Below are 23,858 nucleotides of genomic sequence, written 5' to 3'. Positions count from 1 at the left end.
TAAGTTTAACTATGAATTCTAACCCCTCCAAACTTCCCGTTTCTGTTTTGATTCCAGCCAGAAATGAACAATCGAATTTACCCGCCTGTTTAGCGAGTGTAGCCCGGGCTGATGAGATTTTTGTAGTTGATTCCCAAAGTAGCGATCGCAGTGTGGAAATTGCCGAAGATTATGGGGCTAAGGTGGTTCAATTTTATTTTAAAGGGGGATGGCCGAAAAAGAAAAATTGGTCATTAGAAACCTTACCCTTTAAAAATGAATGGGTGTTAATTGTAGATTGCGATGAACGGATTACCCCCGAGTCTTGGGATGAAATTGCTGAAGTAATCAAAAACCCAGAATATACAGGATATTATATTAATCGTCGGGTCTTCTTTTTGGGAACATGGGTGCGTCATGGGGGCAAATATCCCGACTGGAATTTGCGTTTATTTAAGCATAAATTAGGCCGTTATGAAAACTTAAATACGGAAGATGTTCCCAATACTGGGGATAATGAAGTTCATGAACACGTTGTCATGTCTTCCGGTCAAGTGGGATATCTGAAAAATGATATGCTCCATGAAGATTTTCGAGATTTATTCCACTGGATTGAGCGTCATAATCGTTATTCTAATTGGGAAGCTCGGGTTTATTATAATACTTTGATGGGGACGGATGATAGCAAAACTATTGGTGCTGATCTATTTGGGGATTCGGTTCAACGCAAACGATTTTTAAAGAAAATTTGGGTGAGATTACCCTTTAAACCCTTGCTAAGATTTATTATATTTTATATCATCCGCTTGGGATTCTTAGATGGTAAAGCCGGATATATTTATGGCCGTCTTTTGAGCCAATATGAATATCAAATCGGGGTTAAATTATTTGAATTGCGTACATTTGGCGGGCAATTAAATGTTACCCCAAAACCTGCTAAACCCCCCATTCCCCATTAATTTATGTTGCAAGAAAAAACAACTTTTGTGGATTTACGCCAATATGATCAATCTAATTTTGATCGGGGAAAACCGGGTTGGTTTGTGTTGTTATGGTGGTTAGTGCAAGCGATCGCATTTCCCCTCAGCTTACATCCTTTTAATGGAATTCGCTGTCAAATTCTACGATTATTTGGTGCTAAAGTGGGTCAAGGAGTTGTGCTGCGTCCCACCGCCCGATTTACCTATCCTTGGAAAGTTACCATTGGTGATTACAGTTGGATTGGGGATGATGTTGTATTTTATAGTTTAGATGAAATTATTGTCGGTGAACATTGCGTTATTTCCCAAAAAAGCTATTTATGCACCGGAGGTCACGATATTAAAGATCCTAAATTTGAATTACAAACAGCCCCCATTTACATTGAAAATGGGGTTTGGGTGGGGATGGATTGTTTTGTTGGGCCAGGGGTTAAAATTGGGGCAAATTCAGTGATTGGGGCGCGTAGTAGTGTATTTAAAAGTATGCCCCCTGGCCAAGTTTGTATCGGTTCTCCTTGTCGTCCCTGTTATCCCAGACCCATGCACTAATCTAAGGGAATAGGGAATAGTAAGTTATAACCCTTGTTAGAAAGTTTAGTATTGTCCTACCTTAATTGATAGCACTATAGATTAAATCGCCTTAAAAAGAGCGAGATCTGTTTTCCCCCTGGTTTTAATCCCGTTTAATTTCCGAATGTCTTTCTAGGGCAAATTGAATGAGTTGATGCACCAATTCAGGGAAGGAAACCCCCGTTGCTGCCCAAAGTTGGGGATACATACTCGTAGCCGTAAAACCAGGGAGAGTATTAATTTCATTAATTAAAATTTCTCCGGTTTTTTCCACATAGAAAAAGTCAACCCGTCCCAACCCGGCGGCATCGACAGCTAAAAAGGCTTGAATCGCCATTTCTTTAATTTTATTAGCAATTTCATCGCTAATTTTTGCTGGGATAAATAGATCGGCTTTGCCCTCGGTATATTTGGTTTCATAATCGTAGAAATCACTATTAAAAGTAATTTCTCCCACTACGGAAGCCTTGGGTCTATCGGTTCCTAATACGGCACATTCGACTTCCCTAGCCATAACTCCTGCTTCTACGATAATCCGTCGATCATAACTGGCTGCGTTATCTAGGGCAGTTTCTAATTCTTGACGGTTTCTAACTTTGGAAATGCCAACGGATGACCCTAAATTAGCGGGTTTGACAAAACAGGGATACCCTAATTCCACTTCTAATTCGTCACATAATTTGGGGAAAATACAGGGGTTAGAATAAATTTGCGATCGCATCACCAGTTTATATTTAACTTGGGGTAAACCCGCTTGCGCAAATGCCATTTTCATCGCAATTTTATCCATACCAATGGCAGAACCTAATACCCCGGAACCGACAAAGGGAACCTGCATTAAAGTTAATAACCCTTGAATGGTTCCATCCTCGCCATTGGGCCCGTGTAAAATGGGAAACCAAAGGTCAATTTCTGATAAATTAATATTTTGAGGAATGCGATCGCCCGGTTGAGCTTCATCGCTAGTTAATAGGGGTTTTCCCGAGGCTAAAACCTGTTGGGCAATTTCGCTATCTTTCCAAACCCCATTTTTTTGAATATAGACGGGTAGCAGTTCGTATCGAGTTGCATTTTCATCGCTGGTTAAGGCTTTGGCGATCGCCCTAGCGGAACTAATCGAAACTTCATGTTCCCCAGAACACCCACCAAATAATAATCCCACCCGTAATTTAGTCATAGCCATTGGAATCAGTGATCAGTTATCAGTTATCAGTTATCAGTGTCAGAGTCAATATTTGAATTTTCGGTAATTTTAAACCTTGGACAGTACCTTGAGGCTGCATCAAGGGTAAAAACTCCTCCACCTTTTCGGCTCCGGCTATTTGTAAGGCTTTTAAAAGCTGGCTGGTTTCATCCATCAACTGTTCTACATTAATCCCACTATAATCAGGATAATAATAGTCTAGTTTTACCAGTCCTTCCCCCATCAAAATAACAGCCCCTTTCCAATTTTTTTGGCTTAAATGGTACAACCCGACGGCGATTTGTAAAACCCCTTGATAGAATTTTTTCTCCGGTTGTGGTGCTTCCATCCACAAAGCCTCTAAAGTGTCGTGACAAGCATAGAATTGTTGTTGATTAAATTCTTCAACTCCTTGCCAAAACTCCTGGGGAATTTCCTCTTGCATGGATTTAAACTCCTAACCCAAAACCAGATATGAGTAAGAATTTACTAACTCTATCTTTTCCTAAAATTAAACACCTAACACCGACACCAATACCCAATAATTATTACATTGTGGAGCGAACTTCTTCAATTTCTTCTAGGGAAATTTTTTGTTGATCTCCAGCAAAATCATTGTCAGGGGTTAGGAATAGCATACAATGACATTCCTTGCGTTCTCGCATGGGAACACAGGGACAATTCCAAAAAGTATTTTTGACTTCAGCCTCTTTATCCTCATAATGACGACAAGGACAAAGAGGCGCTCCTAACTCGTCTTTATGTTTAGCTAAACCTTCAATTACCACAGCAGTAACCGAAGGTTCGGCGCAGAAGTAAGTTCCCGTGCGTCTGGCGTACTGTTCGGAGAACTGCTTCATCGCCATTAAGCTCTTTTGAGTGGATAATTTATCGTTAGTTTCTGGGGTCATGGATCGGCGTGTAATTTGTATAACAATATTATTTCGATTGTACCGCAAGGGGTGGCAACTTTGAAAAAAACAGCAGACAGGATCGATAAAATTACAGACAAAAAAATTAATTTATCCTGATTAATAGACTAAAAATTTGATTTTCTCAAGGAAGATTGCAGTTGAGATTTTAGAGGTTGATCGGGAATAATTTCTAATCCCAAATTAGCTAACTTTTGGCTAGGGTCATCAATTTTTTTATGAGACAATGGGGAAGAAGAATTCGGCCAAAGCAACCAACGACTTCCCCTGGGCAATTTTCTTAAAGATTCGGGATTTTGAGTTAACCAAATTATCGGGAAGTTAGGGAGATTTTCTACAACTCTATCTTCCCCAAACCGAACATCTGCTAAGGTATAAAGAACCACTCGATTGCCAGAAACTAGTCCGGTTTTTGCCGTCCATAACTGCACATTTAATTGACTGTGAGACGCATAAAAATATAAAGAAGCCGCAGCAATTACAGCTTGCTCAAAATCATCGGGTTGCCAGAAAAAAGCACTATCTAAACTAATAATAACTTCTTGACCCCCGTTAGAAGTTTCCAATTCCCTGACCCGTAATTCTCCATAACGCGCACTAGAACGCCAATGAATTAAACGGGTGGCATCACCATAACGATAGGGTCTTAAAGTGCGGGTAATGCCTTCTGTTGCCATTTGAAACTGACGATTTTCATAGACATTCGGGTTATAATCCTGTCCCATTTCATCAATGATCGGACAGGTAGTTAAGGGCAAAACTAACGGATAAACAATCGCCGTTGCCGGGGCTTCTCGTTCTCGACTACACCAAAATAATCCTAGGGGTGTGGCGGTTCTGAATTGCACTCCCAGCCAATGATAAATTCCGCGTTTCTGGGTGGGAATATAAGTCACCCATTGACGAGATTCATGGGGAGGTAAATATTCAATAACTGTGGTAGATTTTCCTAAACTGGGGGGTAATAAATCCTGAACTTGAATCAGCATTCTCGCTTGATGGGTAGAATTTTCAATCGTTAATTCCAGGGTTAAATCATCTCCCACACTTACGGGGTGAATGGTTTCTCGTTTAATTTTTAGGGCTGATAGGGAACGTTGGGGTAAAATTGCGGCGATCACTAATAAAGCAAAACTAATTCCACTAATCACATATAACCATCCCGCCATTGTGTTAGTAGCGGAGCCAAAGAAAAAGATAGAGAGTCCCATTAGTAATCCACCGCTATAAGCAGGAGCTACCGCATGAAATTCTAACCAACGTTGCAATTTAAACCGATTTTTTTTCATGGGAAAAAGTAATTGAGGACAAAGGAGATTGGGGTTGGGTTACGAAATTTTTACAAAGCCGACGGGGGAGATATATATTCTTTATAATTTAATTAATGCCAAATTGTGTTGAAGTCATCTAAAAAACCATGACGAACTCCGCTTCCCCCAAGCCTGTCCCCAAAATGCCTCCCCCCCCTAGTGGGGTGGAGCCTTCATCTGTTGCTATCAACTCTGGATCTTCGATCAAAATGATGGTCAAGGATGCTTACAGCAAAAAAGCCTCAGATATTCATATTCGGGTCGGACATACGCCTCGATTTAGGATTCAGGGTCAAATGGCCAGAGCCAAGGATCAGCCTAAAGTCACTCCTGAACTATTTGAACATTATTTGGATGAGATTCTGACTCCCCATCAACGCCAACAGTTTGCGGATACGAAGGAATTAGACACGGCAGTATTTTATCCGGGGTTAGTGCGCTGTCGGGTGAATTGTTTTGATTCCCTGACCGGAGGGGCGATGGTTTTACGTTTAATTCATTTACAAATTCCCTCCATTGATGAGTTAGCGTTACCCCCAGTTCTGAAAAATATTATTAGTTCTCCCCAGGGTTTAATCTTAATCACCGGGCCAACGGGTTCGGGGAAATCCACAACCTTAGCGGCGATGATTCGTCACTTGAATGAAACGGCTAAAAAGCATATTGTCACAATTGAAGACCCGATTGAATTTGTTCATCCCTCAAAGATGTGTTTGATTAGTCAACGGGAAGTGGGGTTACATACCTTAGAATTCAATAACGCATTACGGGCGGTTCTGAGGGAAGATCCCGACGTGATTCTAATTGGGGAAATGCGCGATCGGATCACCGTTAATACAGCCCTACAAGCCGCCCAAACGGGTCACTTAGTTTTAGGGACACTTCATACCCGCAATGCTTTAAATGCCATTAATCGTCTGTTAAACCTGTTTAATGTGGATGAACAACCGACGGTGCGGATTCAGATTTGTGATTCCTTAGTGGCGGTGATTGCTCAATTATTAGTTCCCACCGTGGATAATAAACGGACGGCGGTTCACGATGTTTTGGTGAATACCCCGGCTATGCGAGATTATCTGCTCAAAGGCGATGAGGAAAACGCCCTACAGTTAATGGAATCCGATACCTATGAAGGAATGCAACTGATTAACCAAGCCCTATTTGAACAGGTGATTGCCGCCCGGGTCACCATGGAAGAAGCCGAAAAAACCTCTCCCGACCCCACGGATTTAGACCGTCGCTTCCGTATTGCTGGGATCGACAGTGCGGGACTCGCCCGCCAGTTCAAAGAAGGTAAATCCCCCTTTAGTTAGAATCCTCAAGTCTGAGTGTCAAATTTTCCCTAATTTCTGTGTTCAGTTTCTTTTTTAATTGCCTCTAGGGTTTGTTTTAAGCTATTTTCATAGATACTATAAAATAAAGATAGACTAGGAGTGAAACCCGGGTCAACCTTAACTTGATGCTCAATTAAAACTTGTTGAGCCGAAATCGGTTCAATTTTCCAACTTCCCTGTAAAGCTTTTAAGTCCCCATCAACCAGTTTAAAATCAATTTGTTTGGGATAGGTTTCTGTACTAGCAATCCGAACCCTAGTTTGTTGTTTAAAAATAAGGGCCTGAACTTGATAAATTTGTTCAAATATTTTTTGATTCCCTTGAGTTTTTAAGACTTTACTACTGATAACATTCGGCAAAAATTGATAAAAATTATTATAATCTGTTAAAACTTTCCAAGTGGTATCCGCAGAACTATTAACAATAATTTTAGCTACATATTGACCATCTTTTCCCGTTACTGTTGCCCCTTGAGGTTGGCTTGCTATTAAAGTAGGATTGACCATTTCACCCATCGCTAGAGGGCTATTGAGCAAGGTTATACCTAAACCCAATACGGAAACGAATGTTGTCAAAACTGGATTAGATTTGTGGGGAGTAGAATTAAAGGGCATTGGTATTTTAAATTAGTTATTTAGGAGAGACGCAAAATTCTACGTTTCCACAGGTTGGGTTTATTATAACAGAAAAAACCGCAATAAAACCATTTTCTTTAAAATTTAGTAAGCCCTGAAGGGCTTTTCTGAGGGCTGAAGCCCTCACTACGAGATCCGATTTAAAGGTGTAACTAAGGTCTAAGAATCCGGTGCATATCTAAACTGGGGGGTTTAACAATAGTTTGGGTTAACATATCGTGAATTTGTCCGCCATAATATGATTTAATGTGTTATGAATACTCTGAAAAAAAGCTGGTCTAGTTTGTTTACGTTCTGCGTCGGTTAATTCTGCACAGGCTGAATATAATCGCTGATTGGCTAAAGTATTATAACGAGCTAAAAGTTGAAAATGAGCAATTAAAGGGTGAATCATAAAATTAAGGATTTGAAAGTTCAATAGAGCCAAAATAGGGTTGATAATTGTGATTTTGGTCACATTGACATTGTTCCGCGATCGCCATAGAACTTTAACCCGATCACAAATTTTAAGTTATCTCAATCACAAATTATATTCCCAGAAATCACAAGTAAAGCTGATGTAAAATCACGTTCACTGTATGAAAAATCTGTAAAGATTAGAATATTGGGTTAACATTGAATATTTATGGTTCCTAAAGTTCAACTCCTACAATCTGCCCTGGGTGATTTGTTCGCTCAAGTGAACGCCACAGGTCATTTAACCGTTGCGGATCGGTATGGACTCCTCGCAGCGATTTTAGATGAATCCCTCTCAGAAGAAGAAAGACGCTGTGTAGATCGATTACTCCGAGGAGTCTCTCGCGGAAAAATCAAAATTGTGGATGAACTCTCTAGTTTACGATAATTAACATTTTCCTTTTTGTCCATCGGGCATAGTCGCACCACAAAAATTAGTTCCTTGTAATTTAGCATTATTGAGATTAGCATTTAATAAATTAGCATTATTAAATTGAGCATCTTCTAAAAACGCTTGATAAAGATCAGACCAAGAAAGGTCAGCATCCTTTAAATTCGCTTTTCTTAACGTGGTACTCAGGAGCTTTGTATCGCGTAAATCTGCCCCAGATAAATCCGCTTCGATTAAATTAGCTGAACTTAAATCCGCCCCTTTTAAATTAGCTCCTTTGAGGTTGGCTTTTTGCAAATTTGCTCCTAATAAATCCGCTCCTTCTAACTTTGCATCTGCCAAATTAGCCTGACTTAAATCGCATTGTTGACATTGATTGGTACTGATTAATCTTTCTACATCTCCCTGACGTTCTGCTAAAACCGGAAATCCAACCCCTAAACTAATTAAACCCGTAACAATAATTAATCGCAATTGGGGATTTATTCCACAAGTGTTGGTATAGTTTTGTAGCTGTTGAAATAATCTGAAATTGATAATTTTCATAACTTTTTAGGAAAACCAATTAACAAAAGTACCATTATTTGCTATTATAGGATATTGTTCTGTCATTTCTAAAGCTATGTCTGCGCCCGTTAGCGCCCCTGTGATTACCTCCTTTCCCCTCACTGCGGTGATTGGACAAGGTGCCATTAAGCTCGCTCTATTACTGGCGGCGGTTGACCCGGGTTTGGGGGGTGTGGTGATTGCCGGAAGACGAGGAACGGCTAAATCTGTGATGGCGCGGGCATTACACGCTTTATTACCCCCGATAGAAGTTGTTAAAGGATCAATTGCTAACGCTGAACCCGTTGATCAGACGCAACCGACGGAAATTGTCCCCACCGCCTTTGTTCAAATTCCGTTAGGGATCACCGAAGATCGATTAGTGGGTTCGGTGGATTTAGAACAGTCGGTTAAACAGGGTCAAACCGTATTTCAACCCGGACTTTTAGCTACAGCTAACCGAGGGGTTTTATATGTCGATGAAATTAATTTGTTAGATGATAATATTGCTAATTTATTATTAACAGTTCTCACCGAAAGCCGGAATGTAATCGAACGGGAAGGGATTAGTTTTGAACATCCCTGTAGACCTTTATTTATCGCCACCTTTAACCCCGAAGAAGGGTCATTACGGGATCATTTACTCGATAGAATTGCGATCGCCCTATCCGCCGATGGAGTTCTCAGTTTAGACGAACGGGTGCAAGCGGTAGATCAAGTCATGGACTATGCGCGATCGCCCCAAGATTTTTTAACACAATATAATCAGGAATTAGATGATCTGAAAACCCAGATTATTTTAGCCAGAGAATGGTTAAAAGATGTGGTGATTACCCCTGAACAAATCTTATATTTAGTGCAAGAAGCCGTGCGGGGTGGTGTCATGGGTCATCGGGCGGAACTCTTTGCGGTAAGAGTAGCCAAAGCCTCGGCCGCCTTGGAAGGACGTACCACCGTCAACGCCGATGATTTACGTCGGGCGGTGGAATTAGTGATTGTCCCCCGGGCTAAAATTGTTCCCCCTCCCGAGCAACAGCAACAGCAACCCCCGCCACCCCCACCGCCTCAAGATCAGTCCCCGGAAGATCAGGAGCAGGAAGACGAGGACGAGGAAGACGAGGAAGACCAGCCGGAAGAAGAAGAAGCCACCATCCCCGAAGAATTTATTTTTGACCCGGAAGGGGTGATCCTGGATGATAGCGTTTTGTATTTTACCCAAATGGCAAACCGTCAAGGGAAATCCGGCAGTCGCAGCGTGATTTTTTCCGATGACAGGGGGCGGTACATTAAGCCCGTTTTACCCAAGGGGAAAGTCCAAAGAATTGCCGTTGATGCGACGTTACGCGCAGCGGCCCCCTATCAACAAGCCCGACGTCTGCGGGAACCGGGGCGAAAAGTGATTGTGGAACAGGGGGATATTCGGGCGAAACGGTTGGCCCGGAAATCTGGGGCGTTGGTGGTATTTGTAGTAGATGCGTCGGGTTCCATGGCCCTGAACCGGATGCAGTCGGCAAAGGGGGCGGTGTTACAACTGTTAACCGAAGCTTACCAAAGTCGAGATCAGGTGTCGTTAATTCCCTTCCGAGGGGAACAGGCGGAGGTGTTGTTACCGCCCACTCGTTCGATTGCTGCGGCTAGAAAACGGCTGGAACGCTTACCCTGTGGGGGTGGGTCGCCCTTAGCTCACGGGTTAACTCAGGCGGTGAGAGTCGGGGTGAATGCTAAACAGTCGGGGGATATTGGTCAAGTGGTAATTGTGGCCATTACCGACGGACGGGGGAATATTTCTTTATCTCGGTCTTTGGGAGAACCCCAAATTGAAGGGGAGAAACCGGATATTAAGAAGGAAATATTAGAAATTGCTGCAAAAATTCGCGGGTTAAAGATGCAATTGTTAGTGATTGATACCGAAAGTAAATTTATTTCTACGGGGTTTGCGAAGGAGTTAGCAAAAACAGCCGGAGGGAAATATTATCACCTTCCGAAAGCGACAGATCAAGCGATCGCCGCCATGACCCAAAATGCGTTAAGAGATGCGATCGGTTCTTAATAGTATTAACTCGTTCCCCGGGTCTCGCGGGAAATGCTTTGTTGAGGCGGAGCTTCTAGTAATATTAGTGGCTCTGGCACAATATCAACATTTCTAGGTTCTACCTAGAAATGAGAGCAAGTCTATTAGTCATTGACAAAATATGCTAAATCTGGCATAATGAGAAGAATGCCAGCAAGTGCAATTCGTTCTCTCAAAACACTACTAAAGTAGTTGGGAAGAGGAGCAAAGTTAAAACTTTATAAAAAATTGATATATGAAACATTGCAAATTTAATCAAAATGACACAACCATTAACAAAACCCGTTCAATGGATCGGAAGTTCTAAAGATGATCTCAGAGAATTCCCAGAAGAAGTTAGGGATGTTATAGGCTATGCACTATATCTAGCTCAGATGGGAAGTAAGCACGAATCTGCTAAACCGCTTAAAGGATTTGGGAGTGCGGGAGTTCTGGAAATCATTGATGATTATGATGGAAATACTTATCGCGGTGTCTATACAGTCAAATTTTCAGATATTATCTATGTATTACACGTCTTCCAAAAGAAGTCAAAGAAAGGAATTTCTACTCCTCAACAGGATATGCAACTGATTCAAAAAAGATTAAAACAAGCAGAGGAGGACTATAAATTAAGAAGAAATCAGTTGTAATATAGCGGTTTTTCCAGTGGTGAGGTACGCTGAATTCCTTGGTGATTAGGCTTTTTAACTTTAAGATGTACCTCACCCGACAGGGAACCGCTATAATCTAAAATGAAAAGGGATGATTCAATTAGAAAAAAATTACTTTACAATATTTGTTGTAAGCCAAGTTTAAACAAATTAAACCAGGAAAACATCATGAATAAAAACACTAATTACCAATTAAATGTTTTTCGTTTATTTACAAATCTGAATTTTGAAAACTCAGATAATTTTTTTTTACAGCCCAACAGGTAAGCCAGATTATTAAAATTATTAGTCAATGGCAATTTAACTCAGTTAAAATGGCAACAGTGTTAGATATTAACCACCATTATACAAAGTATTGGATGAGTAGGATGGGCTATGCCCATGTCACTGCAATAAAAAGGAAAAGCCATGAATAACGATATCAAAATTCAAGCTAGTAGTGGTAATATTTTTCAAGATATCGGTTTTCCAAACGCCGAGGAAATGCTAATGAAAGCTGAACTGGTACGCCAGATTAGTGAACTCATTGATCAACGGGAATTAACCCAAGTTGAAGCTGCCAAACTATTAGGAATTGATCAGCCCAAAGTATCAGCATTAATCCGAGGAAAACTATCAGGTTTTTCGATAGAAAGGTTATTACGATTTTTGAATCTGTTAGGATGTGATATTGAGATTGTAGTTAAGAAAAAACAAAAATTGCCGAACCAAACAGGGATAAATGTTGTTAGTATCTAAAATAATGCAAAAAAGGAGGTCAATTTGAACCGATTGTTGATTCTTATTCCGGTTATCTCATGGATACGGATGCTGAATATAAAGCTCTTTCAGCCCTAGCAGAAACTTTAGAAATGTTTGATAATCCCCAAATTGAAGGAAAACTTTATTTATATAGTGAAAGAAAGCCCTGTGAAATTTGCCAGGAGGTGATTAGACAGTTTACACAAAGGTTTCCCAATCTTGAAATTACCTTGTTTTGGGATCATCCTTATCCACCCTCATCTTAACAGGAGAAATCATTCATGACACGCTTAGTTTCTCTTTATCCAGAATTTAAGCTGAGTTATTCTGCACAAGTTCCTGAACATTTGCGTCATCTGATTTATAGTGTTTGGCAATATCGCTATCAAGAACTGTACATCAATTTTTTGAAATCTAATCTCCAATAAATTGGAATTCAATGGTTATTAGTGCAAAAATAGTGAGATAATCAATAGTTGACACTCCCACCCCTACGCTACGCTAAAGGGGTGGGATTCTCGTATCTAGCCCAGTCAAAAAGAGACAGTTGAATGTACTCTTGTTTAACCGTATTCACCGAATTCGGGGGTGTGCCAAGCACCCCATCAGTTAAACCGGATGAATCCATTACAGAAGCATCTCTCTTTAGGTCTAACTGACATGAGAAACCATCCCATTGAGATAGATTTCGTGCAGCATTAAGGTCGGAATTATGGTAGTGACCATCAGGGCAATTAAAATCGTACCGATTTCTTTTACCAATCACACCACAAGTCGAACAAGATTTAGAAGTATATGGTGCAGGTCTTTTAATTAATTTCAATCCTTTCAGAGCTAACTTATTGACTTTCACTCCTCCTAAAGTCGGGTATTCTACATCCCACGCTTGACTTGAAAGACGTGGGATGTAGAATATGGTTGTTGTAAAAATTAAGTTAAGTGAGAATAAGTCAATGAAAGTCGTCATTGTAGGTGGAGTAGCCGGTGGCGCATCCTGTGCGGCTCGTCTGCGCCGATTAGATGAAACGGCGGAAATCATCATGGTAGAACGCGGCCCCTATGTTTCCTACGCCAATTGTGGACTCCCTTACCATGTCGGAGGATTGATTGAAAAAGAGTCCAGTCTATTAGTCGCCGATGAAAGCACATTCCGAAACCAGTTTGCCATTGATGTGCGGACACGCTGCGAGGCGATCGCCATTTCACCAGAAAATAAAACCGTAGATTTGCGCAATGTTGCCACCGGTGAAGTCACCACCGAATCCTACGACAAATTGGTGCTGTCACCCGGGGCTGCTCCGATTCGTCCCCCAGTGCCCGGAATTGATCTTCCGGGTATTTTTTCTGTTAGGACTGTACCTGATGCCCGCACCATCCGCACCTGGATTGAACAGGGTACAACGGAGCCATGTGGAATGGACACCTATTCGGGATTTCAGACGGTTAAACGGACGAAGCGGGCGGTGGTCGTCGGTGGTGGCTTTATCGGACTGGAGATGGCCGAAAACCTGATTCATCTGGGACTGGAAGTGACCCTAATCCAGAGGGGTAATCAAATCCTGACTCCCATCGATCAGGAAATGGCTCGTTTTGGCGAACGCTACCTAGAAAAACACGGTCTTCGCATCTCCCTGAATGACGGTTTGACCGGATTTCAACAAGCTGCTAATGGCTCCTTGGAAGTTCTCACCCAATCCGGTAAGACTTATCCCGCAGATATTGTCATCCTGGGAATTGGGGTAAAACCGGAAACGGATCTGGCGAAACAGGCGGGACTAGAAATTGGCGAGCGAGGCGGCATCCGGGTTGATGACCAAATGCGGACTAGCAAACCGGATATTTTCGCCGTTGGGGATGCGATCGAGGTTAAAGATTTTGTCACCGGGCAATGGTCTCTCTATGCTCTAGCTGGCCCAGCGAATCGTCAGGGTAGAATTGCCGCCGATGTTATTGCTGGGCGTAACTCCCGTTTCCGAGGAACTCAAGGCACTGCGATCATTGGCTTGTTTGGGGGTGCGATCGCTTGGACGGGTGTTAGTGAAAAAGTCCTAACCCGACTCGGTGATACGGATTTTGAAAAAATCTATATCTATCCCAACTCCCACGCCGGATATTATCCCGGTGCGAAAATGCTGGCGATGAAAGTCATTTTCCGCAAATCCGATGGCCGGATACTGGGAGCGCAAGCCCTCGGTTTGGACGGGGTGGATAAGCGGATTGATGCAATTGCCATGGCGATTCAGATGGGTGCGACCATTTATGATTTAGAAGAAGCCGAGCTTTGTTATGCACCTCAGTTTGGCAGTGCTAAAGCTCCTGTCAACTTTGCGGGAATGGTGGCAGCCGATGTTCTCAGAGGTGATATGCCTTTAAGTCATTGGAATAATATAGAATCAGGCCTGCTTCTCGATGTCCGTAATCCAGAAGAACTCGAAATAGAAAGTGTACCCGGCGCGGTCAATATTCCCTTACCTGAACTCCGCGCTCGTTTGGGCGAACTCCCCCGGGATCAAGAGATCCTCGTCTTTTGCCGATCGGGTCAGCGTGCTTACTACGCAACCCGGATTCTGGTACAAAACGGATTTAAAGCCCGAAATCTATCGGGAGGAATGATGTCACATTCGGTGATGTTAAGGGAGGAAACCGTGGGTGGTACTTTATACTAAAATCTTGATTGAATAAACCCCAACCCGAAACATCTATACTTTCGGGTCTAGTTATTGTTAAGAAACCAGGTTGATATCCCCAGATACTAACCTGGAAATATAGTGTTTAAATGTGGTTTGACCTCATCAAAAATCAAGGTAGAAATGAACACTATCCCATCCGATGCCCTAGTCTTTTTTGGAGCTAGAGGCGATGATGCTAGTAAACTTTTGGTTGGTAGTCTATTGACGTTATCAATCGCGATCGCACCCTTCCCAGTTAGAGCCAATGAGCGATCGCCGATCCCTACCCCTCCAGAGGAAATCAATTCTAATCCTCAGCAATTACCCGACTATTCAACATTATTCACCGATAACCAAGCCATTCTCTCATTATCAGAGATACCTGTCTTTTCTACTCAGGCAAAAGATCTATTAGTTGAAAATAGCACAGATTCAACCCTTGAGACTCCTTCCGCTCAAGCCAACCCAACGGAGACAGAAGATCAACCTCAATCCCCAGAATCCCAACCTGCAAACCCTTTTAGTGGCAAGCTGACGGGGGATTGGGGTGGTTTCCGCAGCACCCTTGCCGATCACGGGATGACATTTGACTTAGAATTCACCCAGTTTTACCAGGGCCTAGTATCCGGTGCCGGAGATCAACCGTTTGAATATGGCGGTCGGCTGGATAGCTTTGTAAAATTGGATACCGCCAAACTCGGACTCTGGGAAGGAGGAAGTCTGAATACCCATATTGAGTATCGCTTTGGCAATCTCCCTGGAGCTTTAGGGAATACTTTTTTCCCGACCAATACGGCAATGGAGTTTCCCTCAGCCAGCCCGAATACTGTAATAGCAACATCTCTCTATTTTTCCCAACGCTTGGGCGATCGCGCTTCCTTCCTGATCGGCAAAATCAATGCCCTCGATCTGCTAGAAAACGATCTCTTTTTTGGGGGATGGGGCAACCGCCGATTTATGAATGCCGTCTTTGCGGCTCCGCCTAGTGGGTTAGTGCCACCGGTGTTCATCGGTGCGATCGCCAATGTCAGACTTGATCCGGTCAATCTGTCGTTTTGGGTCTATGATCCTGATGATCGGACTCGGGATTACTGGCCGGGGGATCTGTTTAGCAATGGGATAACTTTTTCCCTCACCACCTCCTATAACACCCAAATTGCCCAACGTCCCACCAGCTTTTCGCTTACAGGCATCTACACCACCAAAGCAGGAACGGATTTTAGTTCTATATCTGAGAGTTTTAGGGCGGGTATAGAACCTTCGACAAAGCAGGGAGCTTATAGTGTTGCCTTCCAATTCTCCCATCTATTGCATCTGAATCCGAGTAACCCCCGACAGGGGTGGGGCATATTTTTCAAGGGGGCTATCTCCGACGGGAATCCGAATTATGTCCAGAAGTCTCTGATCGCGGGCATTGGAGGGATGGGACTATTCCGGGGACGGGAGTTAGATAGTTTTGGCTTAGGGTATTACTACTATGACTTAAGCAATGATCTGCAAGACACCCTAAATTCCCGAAAAAATCGGTTTGGCGATGAACAGGGATTCGAGGTGTACTACAGTTATGGGGTGACTCCCTACTTCTATCTCACGGCTGATTTTCAATATATTGATCCTCCCCGTAATTTTATCGATGATGCCTTTATTGCTGGACTTCGAGCAAATATCCGGTTTTAAGGACAGAAAGTCATGGGGCAAGGGCGATCGCTGCGCCCGTTGCATAAGTCCTCTTACCTTAAATTACCCTAAAGTTCTGTGATAATATGTAAACAAAAATGGGTTATGGGCGCTTTTTGATGGGTCGTCCAATCCAGGCAAGTTTATTTAAAATTGAACCATGAGTAGCTCCCTCAGTAAAGCTGTCTTATTTGTAGACGGCTATAACATAATTGGAATCTGGCCTCTATTGCGACAGAAACGCGATGTTGACGACATGGAAACAGCGCGGAGACACTTGATTGAGACTTTAGTGGACTATAGCGCCTTTGAGGGACTTGATGCCCGACTGGTTTTTGATGCTCACTATCAAAATACCCCCGGCGTTAGTGAAACTATTACTCGCAATGTGTCGATTCATTATACCGGTTTTGGGCAAACCGCAGATACTTATATTGAAAAACTCTGTGCTTCCTTGGGACGTCAACTTAGGTTGTCCCGACGTCGGTTAATTGTGGCGACCTCAGACCGCGCTCAACAGTTAACTGTCACCGGCTATGGGGCGGAGTGGATGTCCGCCGAACAGTTGGCTGAAGCGGTGGAAGCTACTACCCAGCGTCGTCAGCGTCGTCATCAACCCCGAAAACCATCTCCGAGCCGTTTTTTGGCGAATTCCCTGGACGCCGAGGCTCAAAACCGTTTGGCTCGCATGAGGATGGGGTTATAATCACTGCATCAAGAGGGTTTCAGCTTTTGCAGCCAAAGTCAAAAAAAAATTATTCAAAAAAGCTTGCAAAAATTTAGGATCTAGCGCTACTATTAGTAACTGTGGCTAAAAGAGAGACACAACGTTCCTCGGTAGCTCAGTGGTAGAGCGGTCGGCTGTTAACCGATTGGTCGTAGGTTCGAATCCCACCCGAGGAGTTTAACAAAATATTATTTGAATTTCAGGTTAGATGATAACCTAATCTGAAATTTGAAGCCAGTATCCTGCATTTCCCATGAGAAAGGTAGGATATTGTTTTGTATAGGCTCAAAACCATTCAATCTGATATCGATGATCTTACCCTTATTTCTGAGTTTAACCCTATTTGCTCAAGCCGCCCCTCCGGTGAATGAAATTGTACAACCGCAGCAGGTGCGACCCTTACCAGGAAAATTGGATAAAATTCCGGTATTTAATAGTAACAGTCCTGAACTGATTTTAAACGAAGGAATTTTACTTTCTACCTTTCCAAAAAATAATAAAAAACAGCCAGAAGCCCACTTAAATTTTCCCTTCAAAGGCAAATTTGATATTTTTGCCCATCATGTTGCTAAACCACCCCAAGAAAATGATTTAAGAACCCTTTATTTAGGAATATTAGCCTATAATCCGGGTAATCAACCCGTTACTATTAATATTTTAGAAGCCGCTAGTTATTTAAGTCAACCGGATGCGCCCTTTATTCCCCTGGATGCGGTTTTAGATAATTCAGCAGGTAATATTTTTGCTGGGCCAGGAAGTCGGGTGATGAATGATATTTTACGCGGAAAACGACAACCTGAATTTGTGGAAAAAATTATAATTCCGCCCCAAAGTAGTCGCCTATTATTAAATGCTCCCATTCCAGTTAAAAATTTAGAACCTCCTTTAAATGGTCGGTCTACTTTAATGCGTTTAGAGAGTGATGGCAAGGTTTATATTGCGAGTTTGGCTAAATATGCAACGGTGCAAAAAAACAAGACGGAAATTGCACCGACTCTCACAGAATGGGAACAATTATTACAGCAAGGAATGTTAGTTACACCCAGAGATCGTACCCCCACTCCTCCTAATACTAATCCTGAGCAAATTATCTATGGGCGGGTGGCGGGAGTGGCATTAGGTTCCCGTTGGAATGCTAATATTGTTGATCCAAACCGTTCTATTTTAACGATTCCCGAACCAGGAGAAGCCTTTTCTTATCCGATCGCAACCCTACCCAAAGGACAGTTAGGAACTAATCAAATTCAAAGCGCTCCTTTAGTGGTTAGATATCCCGATACTGCCTATCAAGCCCACGGAAATTATGGGGTAGAATATAACCTAATTTTACCGCTTTACAACCCAAAAAGTCAACCCCAAAAAGTTATTTTAACCTTACAAACTCCGATCAAAGAAGACAAATTATCCCAACCTGGATTAAGGTTTTTTGACCCTCCAGCTCCTCAAGTTTTCTTCCGAGGGACTGTTAAGTTCAGTTATGAAGATGATCAAGGAAAATCCCAAACTCGCTATATTCATTTAGTTCAAAGACGGGGACAACAGGGAGAAGCGTTAGTACAATTAACCATAAAACCGCAAGAAACTCGACCCGTCAAAGTTGATTTTCTCTATCCTCCTGATGCCTCTGCTCCTCAAGTTTTGACGGTGAAAACATTACCGTTAAAATAATAGATTTTAGTCTTTGTTTAACCCCAAAGATACAAAGAATTTGTAAATCCTAATTTTCTAGGTTAATTTTATGTCTCAAAGCGATGCACCAAAACCAAAACCGCCAGACTGGGGAACGTTAGGATGGTTAATTATTGCTTTATTTTTTTTTATTATTGCTATAGGAAATGCTTCGGGATTGGGAGACAGTCAAAACCGACCATTAACTCCTAGTTTTGATCAAACAGAATCGGATAATTAGGTAGTTATAATTATTTGCACCTATAAAAAATTTCGTTGTTGTGCTTTAGCACCCCTATTAAAAGCACTAAAGCACAACAACAATTAAACATGATTAACCAATTGTTAAGGCTAAATCCGTAGGTGATGTGATGACTGTTGCGGTTTGGACAACACTGGGTTGGACGTTTTTAACAATTCCTAAAATTCCTGAATTTGTAATCTTAATTATGGTGTCATTCCCGGAAGATGTAAAACTTAAATTAGCCAGAGGAATCGTATCGATGATATGAATTTTATCGCCTTCTGAAATCTTAAAATCCGTAATAATATCGGCGAAATTGATATCAGAAACCGTTGCGGCTTCATCCCCGCGTAATAGGAAAATATCAGCCCCGCCACCTCCGGTTAAAGTATCGGTACCTAAATCTCCGATGAGGAAATCATTACCATTATTGCCATTTAAACTATCATTACCTTGTCCACCGCGAATAAAGTCTGAACCCGCTCCTCCAAAGATGGTATCATTCTCCCGATTTCCATTTAAAATATCATTGCCCTGTCCGCCGGTAATGCTATCATTATCTTTTCCTCCCAAAATATAATCATTGCCGTCATTTCCATCCAGAGAATCATTCCCTTGATTTCCATTAATGACATCATTTCCTGTGGAACCTGTAACCCGATCATTTCCACCTCCGGCTAATAGTCCCCGAGGATTATTCTGGGTAATATCAGGGGTCATGGTTATGACATTATCTGCATCTAAATTACGAGGATAGGCATAACTTAAAGGCAGACTAGCGCGATTGATGGTATTAATAAATCCATTCAATATATTGGCATCTGAAATGATTCCAGAAACCCGACTGGGAATAATTCCATCGACAACGGCGGCATCCCAAATTACATTCCCGACTCGAATTTGATTAACAATTTCCAAGCCTTGAGTTACCGTACCAAAAACCGCATAACTCCCGTCTAAATTTGTGGAATTATCCGCTAAATTAAAATAGAATTGTGAGGAAGCGGTATCGGTTCCTGAAGACCGCGCCATGGCAATCGAACCGACGACATTACTTAACACCGGAGGAACGGTAATTCCTGCTTGTTTAAAAGTTTGACTATAAAGGGGTTCTGTGGCGCCTTGAGGTTTAATTTCTAAGGGAATATTTCTGATTGCACCCGTAGCAGGATCAATAAAACCCCCACTTCCTAACGAATTTGCAGGAACATTAGGATCTTTACTTTGGGGGTCGCCTCCTTGAGCCACAAAGGGCGTGGGGTCAAGAACAACGCGGTGAAATAGGGTGTCATTATAAACATTTCGTTCAACTAAATCAACGAAATTTCCCGCCGTTATCGGAGCATTTGCTCCATCAACTTGAATGGTTATTGGTAAACCTTCAACCACCATAATCACGGTAGCAGCACTATTAATTTGAGGTAGATCAGCCATAATAAAATAATGAGTTAGATGGTCTTAAATTAACCTAATTTTCTCTTGATATTTTACAATCAATATGACAATTAGGATAAAATATTGCAAATATTCAGACACCCCACCTCAAATTTAAGTTCCTGTTATTCCTAAGATTGGGTAAACTGGATCAAAAGTTGTAATTATTCTCAATAATCATGTCCCGTCGTTTATTTCTAAGTTTCCTCTTATCTTTGGGTTTAGCTGTGTTCAGCTTCAACCTAACTTCACCCGCTTGGGCGTTAGGGGGAAAACTGCCCCCATTGAATCAACCCGCTCCTAATTTTACCTTACCCACTAATAGTGGAGAGGGAAAAATTTCTTTATCTGATTATCAAGGACAATGGGTTGTTCTCTATTTTTATCCTAAAGATTTTACCTCTGGATGTACTTTAGAAGCTCGTCGTTTTCAACAGGATTTACCAAAATATTTAGCGAAAAATACCCAAATTTTAGGGATTAGTGCCGATGATATTCAATCCCATGCTGAGTTCTGTGATTCGGAAGGGTTAAAATTTCCCTTACTAGCTGATGTTGATGGAAAAGTCAGTAAATCCTATGGTTCATGGATTAATTTTATATCCATGCGTCATACTTTTATTATCGATTCTGATGGGATTTTAAGGGAAATATTTCTCGGGGTTAATCCTGCAATTCATAGTCAGGAAGTGTTAGCCCGTTTGGATGAATTGCAAGAAACATAGTTTAAATTTAAACAAAACATAAAAAGGGAAGGTTTGAATTTCCCTCCCTTTTTTTTAAACTGGGTTTAATCCTAACATTGCCTTTAAGGTAAAAAAGGTAAAGGCAAAAACACTGAATAGTAAAATTACTAATGCAGTTGCAGTTACCGGGCGATTTAAGAGGGGTTTGAGACGTTCAAATAGGAAAAAGAAAATTCCTAGGGTAAAGGTAATAAAATAACGGGGATAGCGAGAAACGTTTTGAAAAAATTCTTGCATTGTCGGGGTTGGGATTAACTTTAGATTTTAGGTTTTCTCAGTTTAACAGATTAAGTCCTGTACTGGGTTTCAGTGGACATCAGACCCCTTTCTTGCCAGATGCCAATAGCGGTTGACAGGTTGGGGAGACCATGATATTAGTTAGGAATCCTAATAATTAGGACTCCTAACTAATATTCTATTGACTGACATGACGTTAAATGTTGAGGTTCTACAGACGAGTTTCCAACTGATAGAGGATCGAGAGCAAGATTTCAAGGTGGCTTTCTACACCAATCTTTTAGGTGATTATCCAGAAGTCAAGCCCCTATTTGCCCATACACAGATGGATCAGCAAGGAGATCATCTGTTTGGGTCATTGAAGTTCGTGGTCGAGAATCTTCGCAACTCCGAACTTTTGGAACAAACCCTCAAAGGCTTGGGGACTCGTCATGTCGAATATGGCGTGCTTCCACAACATTATCCCCTAGTTGGGAACTCCCTGCTCAAAACTCTAGCCGGATTAGCGGGCGATGGGTGGACTCCCGAGGTCAAACAAGCATGGGTTGATGCTTATACCGTGATTACAACCGTCATGTTAGAGGGTGCAGATTATCCCCCAGAGGTTTTAAAACTAGCCGAAAAAGAGGAATAGGATGGCGATTTTTCTGGGTGTTTTCAGATGAACAAGGCTAGGGTGTTTAGAAGGATGAAACATCGACGGTTAATTGCTTATATTCGGCATTCCCGTCATCGAGGTCGATCCTATCAGCCTAAGTTTTCCTATCCTCAAGTGTTGCTTTCTTGGCTGGGTAGTTTTGTTGGAATTAGTATCCTCGCCTATCTTTCTGCCTATAGTCATTATCCCCTGATTGCCGCACCGATGGGGGCAACGGCGGTTCTGGTATTTGGTGTTCCCGATAGTCCCTTAGCACAACCGCGCAATGTCATCGGGGGCAATTTTTGGGGGGCTCTAGTTTCCATTCTCTGTGTACAGATATGGGGTACAGCGCCTTGGGTGATGGCCTTAGCTGTGGCTACTACCATTATGCTGATGAAACTCACGCGCACCATTCATCCTCCATCGGGAGCCGTGGCCCTTGTCGGCGTGATGAGTGGGGTATCTTGGCATTTTTTATTAACTCCCGTGTTAGCCGGATCAGCTATTATTGTTCTCTGGACTTTTGTATTTAATAACACAGCACCCGGACGCACCTATCCCAGACATTGGCTATAGAAACCAGTGAACCACCAGCTAATATGAATACCGATGAATCTAAAAATGGTTTGAATTTGTGTTCTGACTCAACCGAACAACGAATTCTGGTCGGGCTTTCTAAGATCAGCCTTGCCCTGAAAAGTCAATCTTGGCAAGATGCTGGACAACAGGGACTCTCGCCCACCCAAGCCCAAATTCTATCGTTATTAGAAGCAAACGGATCGGAAGGAATGCGTTTGTCTGCGGTGGCAAAAGGTTTAGCCGTCACCCCGGCAACGGCCAGTGATGCGGTGCGGGTGTTGTCCGAAAAAGGTTTGGTGCAAAAAATCCGATCTCCCGAAGATGGACGGGCGATCGCCATTACCCTCACTCCGAAAGGCAAAAGCACCGCGGCAGAAACTTCTTGTTGGTCTGATTTATTCCTAGATGCGGTGGGAGAACTTTCTGAACTGGAACAGACTGTTTTCTTGCGAGGATTGATTAAAATGATTCTGAAGTTACAAGATGCGGGTCAAATTCCGATCTCAAAAATGTGTATGACCTGTCGTTTTTTTCAGGCTAATCGTTATCCGAATAGCGATCGCCCCCATCATTGTAATTTTGTAGATGCTCCCTTTGGTGATCGCAATTTACATTTGGAATGTCCTGAACAAATTGCCATGTAATTCTAATTTATGGATATTTTAATTGTTGAGGATGAACCCGAAATCGCTCGTTTAATTCAGCATACTTTAGAAGCGGAAGGATTTTCTTGCCAGATTTCTAATAATGGGTTAGCCGCTTTACAAAAATTTCAAGAATTACAACCGGATTTAATTATTTTAGATTTAATGATTCCTGGGTTAGATGGGTTAGAAGTCTGTGCGAGAATTCGTCAAAAACCCGGGCAAAAAGACCCTTATATTTTAATGTTAACGGCTAAAGGGGAAGAACTAGATCGGATTATTGGTTTATCTACCGGGGCGGATGATTATTTTGTTAAACCCTTTAGTCCGAGAGAATTAGTGGCTAGAGTTAGAGCTTTATTAAGACGCAGTTTGCGCCAAGGTGGTCAACCGAATCAAGTGTATCAAACCCCGCATTTTTTAGTCGATTTAGACCAAAGAATAGCCAGTTATCAATTAGAGTCAGGGGACACAGAAACCCTGGATTTAACGACTTTAGAATTTAATTTATTATCAACTTTTCTGAGTTATCCGGGTCGGGTTTGGAGTCGTACCCAACTAATTGATAAACTTTGGGGAGATGACTTTTTTGGTGATGAAAGGGTTGTGGATACCCATGTTGCTAGACTACGGAAAAAAATTGAACCTGACCCCTCCCATCCCACTTTTATTAAAACGGTGACGGGGGTGGGATATAAATTTGAAGATGCTGTTATGAGGGAACAGGGAACAGGGAATAGGGAATAGGGAATAGGGAATAGGGAATAGGGAATAGGGAATAGGGAATAGGGAATAGGGAATAGGGAATATTG

The 23,858-nt window shown here is 42.1% G+C and carries 29 protein-coding genes and 1 tRNA gene; 20 read left to right on the top strand and 10 right to left on the bottom strand.

Going from position 1 to position 23,858, the window contains the following annotated elements; genetic code table 11:
* Positions 1-11: 11 nt before the first annotated feature.
* Positions 12-938, top strand: coding sequence for a glycosyltransferase family 2 protein (locus PL11201_RS17300; protein ID WP_079680146.1), 927 nt, complete (start codon positions 12-14; stop codon positions 936-938).
* A gap of 3 nt (positions 939-941) precedes the next feature.
* A complete protein-coding gene (gene hpsU, locus PL11201_RS17295; protein WP_079680145.1) occupies positions 942-1,508 on the top strand; it encodes a hormogonium polysaccharide biosynthesis acetyltransferase HpsU in 567 nt (188 codons plus the stop codon).
* Positions 1,509-1,632: 124 nt separating this feature from the next.
* On the opposite strand, the gene PL11201_RS17290 is transcribed toward hpsU, so the two are convergent.
* The 4 genes from PL11201_RS17290 to PL11201_RS17275 all read right to left on the bottom strand — a co-directional run bounded on the left by PL11201_RS17290 (position 1,633) and on the right by PL11201_RS17275 (position 4,933).
* Entirely contained in the window at positions 1,633-2,706 is a 1,074-nt protein-coding gene (locus PL11201_RS17290) for a D-alanine--D-alanine ligase family protein (protein WP_079680326.1), read from the bottom strand.
* Positions 2,707-2,731: 25 nt separating this feature from the next.
* Entirely contained in the window at positions 2,732-3,157 is a 426-nt protein-coding gene (locus PL11201_RS17285; RefSeq protein ID WP_079680144.1) for a DUF309 domain-containing protein, read from the bottom strand.
* 103 nt (positions 3,158-3,260) lie between these two features.
* Positions 3,261-3,623 (bottom strand): ferredoxin-thioredoxin reductase catalytic domain-containing protein, encoded by a 363-nt coding sequence (locus PL11201_RS17280; RefSeq protein ID WP_079680143.1) that lies wholly within the window; start codon positions 3,621-3,623, stop codon positions 3,261-3,263.
* Positions 3,624-3,751: 128 nt separating this feature from the next.
* On the bottom strand, positions 3,752-4,933 hold the full coding sequence (locus PL11201_RS17275) for a DUF58 domain-containing protein (protein ID WP_079680142.1): 1,182 nt from the start codon (positions 4,931-4,933) through the stop codon (positions 3,752-3,754).
* 164 nt (positions 4,934-5,097) lie between these two features.
* Here PL11201_RS17275 and PL11201_RS17270 point away from each other — a divergent pair, with 164 nt between their 5' ends.
* Complete coding sequence (locus PL11201_RS17270; RefSeq protein WP_234996761.1) at positions 5,098-6,267, top strand: type IV pilus twitching motility protein PilT; 1,170 nt, start codon at positions 5,098-5,100, stop codon at positions 6,265-6,267.
* Positions 6,268-6,296: 29 nt separating this feature from the next.
* On the opposite strand, the gene PL11201_RS17265 is transcribed toward PL11201_RS17270, so the two are convergent.
* Both PL11201_RS17265 and PL11201_RS17260 read right to left on the bottom strand, forming a co-directional pair.
* Entirely contained in the window at positions 6,297-6,902 is a 606-nt protein-coding gene (locus PL11201_RS17265; RefSeq protein WP_079680140.1) for an SRPBCC family protein, read from the bottom strand.
* 229 nt (positions 6,903-7,131) lie between these two features.
* A complete protein-coding gene (locus PL11201_RS17260; protein WP_200816806.1) occupies positions 7,132-7,317 on the bottom strand; it encodes a DinB family protein in 186 nt (61 codons plus the stop codon).
* Between the two features lie 231 nt (positions 7,318-7,548).
* On the opposite strand from PL11201_RS17260, the gene PL11201_RS17255 reads away from it, so the two are divergent.
* Positions 7,549-7,767: a hypothetical protein gene (locus PL11201_RS17255; protein WP_079680139.1), complete on the top strand. Its 219-nt coding sequence runs from the start codon at positions 7,549-7,551 to the stop codon at positions 7,765-7,767.
* Here PL11201_RS17255 and PL11201_RS17250 read toward each other — a convergent pair whose 3' ends face one another.
* Positions 7,768-8,316: a pentapeptide repeat-containing protein gene (locus tag PL11201_RS17250; RefSeq protein ID WP_234996751.1), complete on the bottom strand. Its 549-nt coding sequence runs from the start codon at positions 8,314-8,316 to the stop codon at positions 7,768-7,770.
* Between the two features lie 76 nt (positions 8,317-8,392).
* On the opposite strand from PL11201_RS17250, the gene bchD reads away from it, so the two are divergent.
* From bchD to PL11201_RS26530, 5 genes are all read left to right on the top strand, one after another.
* Entirely contained in the window at positions 8,393-10,366 is a 1,974-nt protein-coding gene (gene bchD, locus PL11201_RS17245) for a magnesium chelatase ATPase subunit D (protein WP_079680138.1), read from the top strand.
* A gap of 281 nt (positions 10,367-10,647) precedes the next feature.
* Positions 10,648-11,019 carry a type II toxin-antitoxin system RelE/ParE family toxin gene (locus PL11201_RS17240; RefSeq protein ID WP_079680137.1) on the top strand — a complete coding sequence of 124 codons (372 nt, stop codon included), beginning with the start codon at positions 10,648-10,650 and terminating at the stop codon, positions 11,017-11,019.
* Between the two features lie 429 nt (positions 11,020-11,448).
* On the top strand, positions 11,449-11,778 hold the full coding sequence (locus PL11201_RS17235; RefSeq protein ID WP_079680136.1) for a helix-turn-helix domain-containing protein: 330 nt from the start codon (positions 11,449-11,451) through the stop codon (positions 11,776-11,778).
* A 59-nt stretch (positions 11,779-11,837) separates the two neighbouring features.
* Positions 11,838-12,047, top strand: coding sequence for a deaminase domain-containing protein (locus tag PL11201_RS17230; protein ID WP_079680135.1), 210 nt, complete (start codon positions 11,838-11,840; stop codon positions 12,045-12,047).
* Positions 12,048-12,062: 15 nt separating this feature from the next.
* Positions 12,063-12,209: a hypothetical protein gene (locus PL11201_RS26530; RefSeq protein WP_159451553.1), complete on the top strand. Its 147-nt coding sequence runs from the start codon at positions 12,063-12,065 to the stop codon at positions 12,207-12,209.
* A 68-nt stretch (positions 12,210-12,277) separates the two neighbouring features.
* On the opposite strand, the gene PL11201_RS17225 is transcribed toward PL11201_RS26530, so the two are convergent.
* A complete protein-coding gene (locus PL11201_RS17225) occupies positions 12,278-12,748 on the bottom strand; it encodes a zinc ribbon domain-containing protein (protein WP_200816805.1) in 471 nt (156 codons plus the stop codon).
* Between PL11201_RS17225 and PL11201_RS17220 the strand changes: the two genes are divergently transcribed.
* The 6 genes from PL11201_RS17220 to PL11201_RS26525 all read left to right on the top strand — a co-directional run bounded on the left by PL11201_RS17220 (position 12,735) and on the right by PL11201_RS26525 (position 18,763).
* Positions 12,735-14,447, top strand: a complete 1,713-nt coding sequence (locus PL11201_RS17220) for an FAD-dependent oxidoreductase (protein ID WP_079680134.1) — start codon at positions 12,735-12,737, stop codon at positions 14,445-14,447. The two genes, PL11201_RS17225 and PL11201_RS17220, sit on opposite strands and share 14 nt — an antisense overlap.
* Positions 14,448-14,591: 144 nt before the next feature.
* Positions 14,592-16,127: a carbohydrate porin gene (locus tag PL11201_RS17215; RefSeq protein WP_079680133.1), complete on the top strand. Its 1,536-nt coding sequence runs from the start codon at positions 14,592-14,594 to the stop codon at positions 16,125-16,127.
* 160 nt (positions 16,128-16,287) lie between these two features.
* Positions 16,288-16,833 carry an NYN domain-containing protein gene (locus PL11201_RS17210; RefSeq protein WP_079680132.1) on the top strand — a complete coding sequence of 182 codons (546 nt, stop codon included), beginning with the start codon at positions 16,288-16,290 and terminating at the stop codon, positions 16,831-16,833.
* A gap of 125 nt (positions 16,834-16,958) precedes the next feature.
* A tRNA-Asn gene (locus tag PL11201_RS17205) sits at positions 16,959-17,030 on the top strand.
* Positions 17,031-17,166: 136 nt separating this feature from the next.
* Entirely contained in the window at positions 17,167-18,522 is a 1,356-nt protein-coding gene (locus tag PL11201_RS17200) for a DUF3370 domain-containing protein (RefSeq protein ID WP_079680324.1), read from the top strand.
* 70 nt (positions 18,523-18,592) lie between these two features.
* Positions 18,593-18,763 carry a hypothetical protein gene (locus PL11201_RS26525; RefSeq protein ID WP_159451552.1) on the top strand — a complete coding sequence of 57 codons (171 nt, stop codon included), beginning with the start codon at positions 18,593-18,595 and terminating at the stop codon, positions 18,761-18,763.
* Between the two features lie 93 nt (positions 18,764-18,856).
* Here PL11201_RS26525 and PL11201_RS17195 read toward each other — a convergent pair whose 3' ends face one another.
* Positions 18,857-20,200: a peptidylprolyl isomerase gene (locus PL11201_RS17195; protein ID WP_079680131.1), complete on the bottom strand. Its 1,344-nt coding sequence runs from the start codon at positions 20,198-20,200 to the stop codon at positions 18,857-18,859.
* Positions 20,201-20,379: 179 nt separating this feature from the next.
* Between PL11201_RS17195 and PL11201_RS17190 the strand changes: the two genes are divergently transcribed.
* The gene (locus PL11201_RS17190) at positions 20,380-20,925 is read left to right on the top strand and encodes a peroxiredoxin (RefSeq protein WP_144017803.1); all 546 of its coding nucleotides are present in this window, start codon (positions 20,380-20,382) and stop codon (positions 20,923-20,925) included.
* 54 nt (positions 20,926-20,979) lie between these two features.
* Here PL11201_RS17190 and PL11201_RS17185 read toward each other — a convergent pair whose 3' ends face one another.
* Entirely contained in the window at positions 20,980-21,183 is a 204-nt protein-coding gene (locus PL11201_RS17185) for a DUF751 family protein (RefSeq protein WP_079680129.1), read from the bottom strand.
* Positions 21,184-21,373: 190 nt separating this feature from the next.
* Between PL11201_RS17185 and PL11201_RS17180 the strand changes: the two genes are divergently transcribed.
* From PL11201_RS17180 to PL11201_RS17165, 4 genes are read left to right on the top strand one after another with little or no spacing between them, the layout of a single operon-like run.
* Positions 21,374-21,817, top strand: a complete 444-nt coding sequence (locus PL11201_RS17180) for a globin family protein (protein WP_079680128.1) — start codon at positions 21,374-21,376, stop codon at positions 21,815-21,817.
* A 54-nt stretch (positions 21,818-21,871) separates the two neighbouring features.
* A complete protein-coding gene (locus tag PL11201_RS17175; protein ID WP_079680127.1) occupies positions 21,872-22,399 on the top strand; it encodes an HPP family protein in 528 nt (175 codons plus the stop codon).
* Positions 22,390-23,046 (top strand): MarR family winged helix-turn-helix transcriptional regulator, encoded by a 657-nt coding sequence (locus tag PL11201_RS17170; protein ID WP_200816804.1) that lies wholly within the window; start codon positions 22,390-22,392, stop codon positions 23,044-23,046. The genes PL11201_RS17175 and PL11201_RS17170 overlap by 10 nt, the downstream gene beginning before the upstream one ends.
* Before the next feature lie 9 nt (positions 23,047-23,055).
* Positions 23,056-23,793: a response regulator transcription factor gene (locus PL11201_RS17165; protein WP_079680125.1), complete on the top strand. Its 738-nt coding sequence runs from the start codon at positions 23,056-23,058 to the stop codon at positions 23,791-23,793.
* The last annotated feature ends 65 nt before the right edge of the window (positions 23,794-23,858 follow it).

It is taken from the genome of Planktothrix sp. PCC 11201 (assembly GCF_900009135.1).
Lineage (GTDB): Bacteria > Cyanobacteriota > Cyanobacteriia > Cyanobacteriales > Microcoleaceae > Planktothrix.
This window is presented reverse-complemented; position numbering and strand designations above follow the sequence as displayed.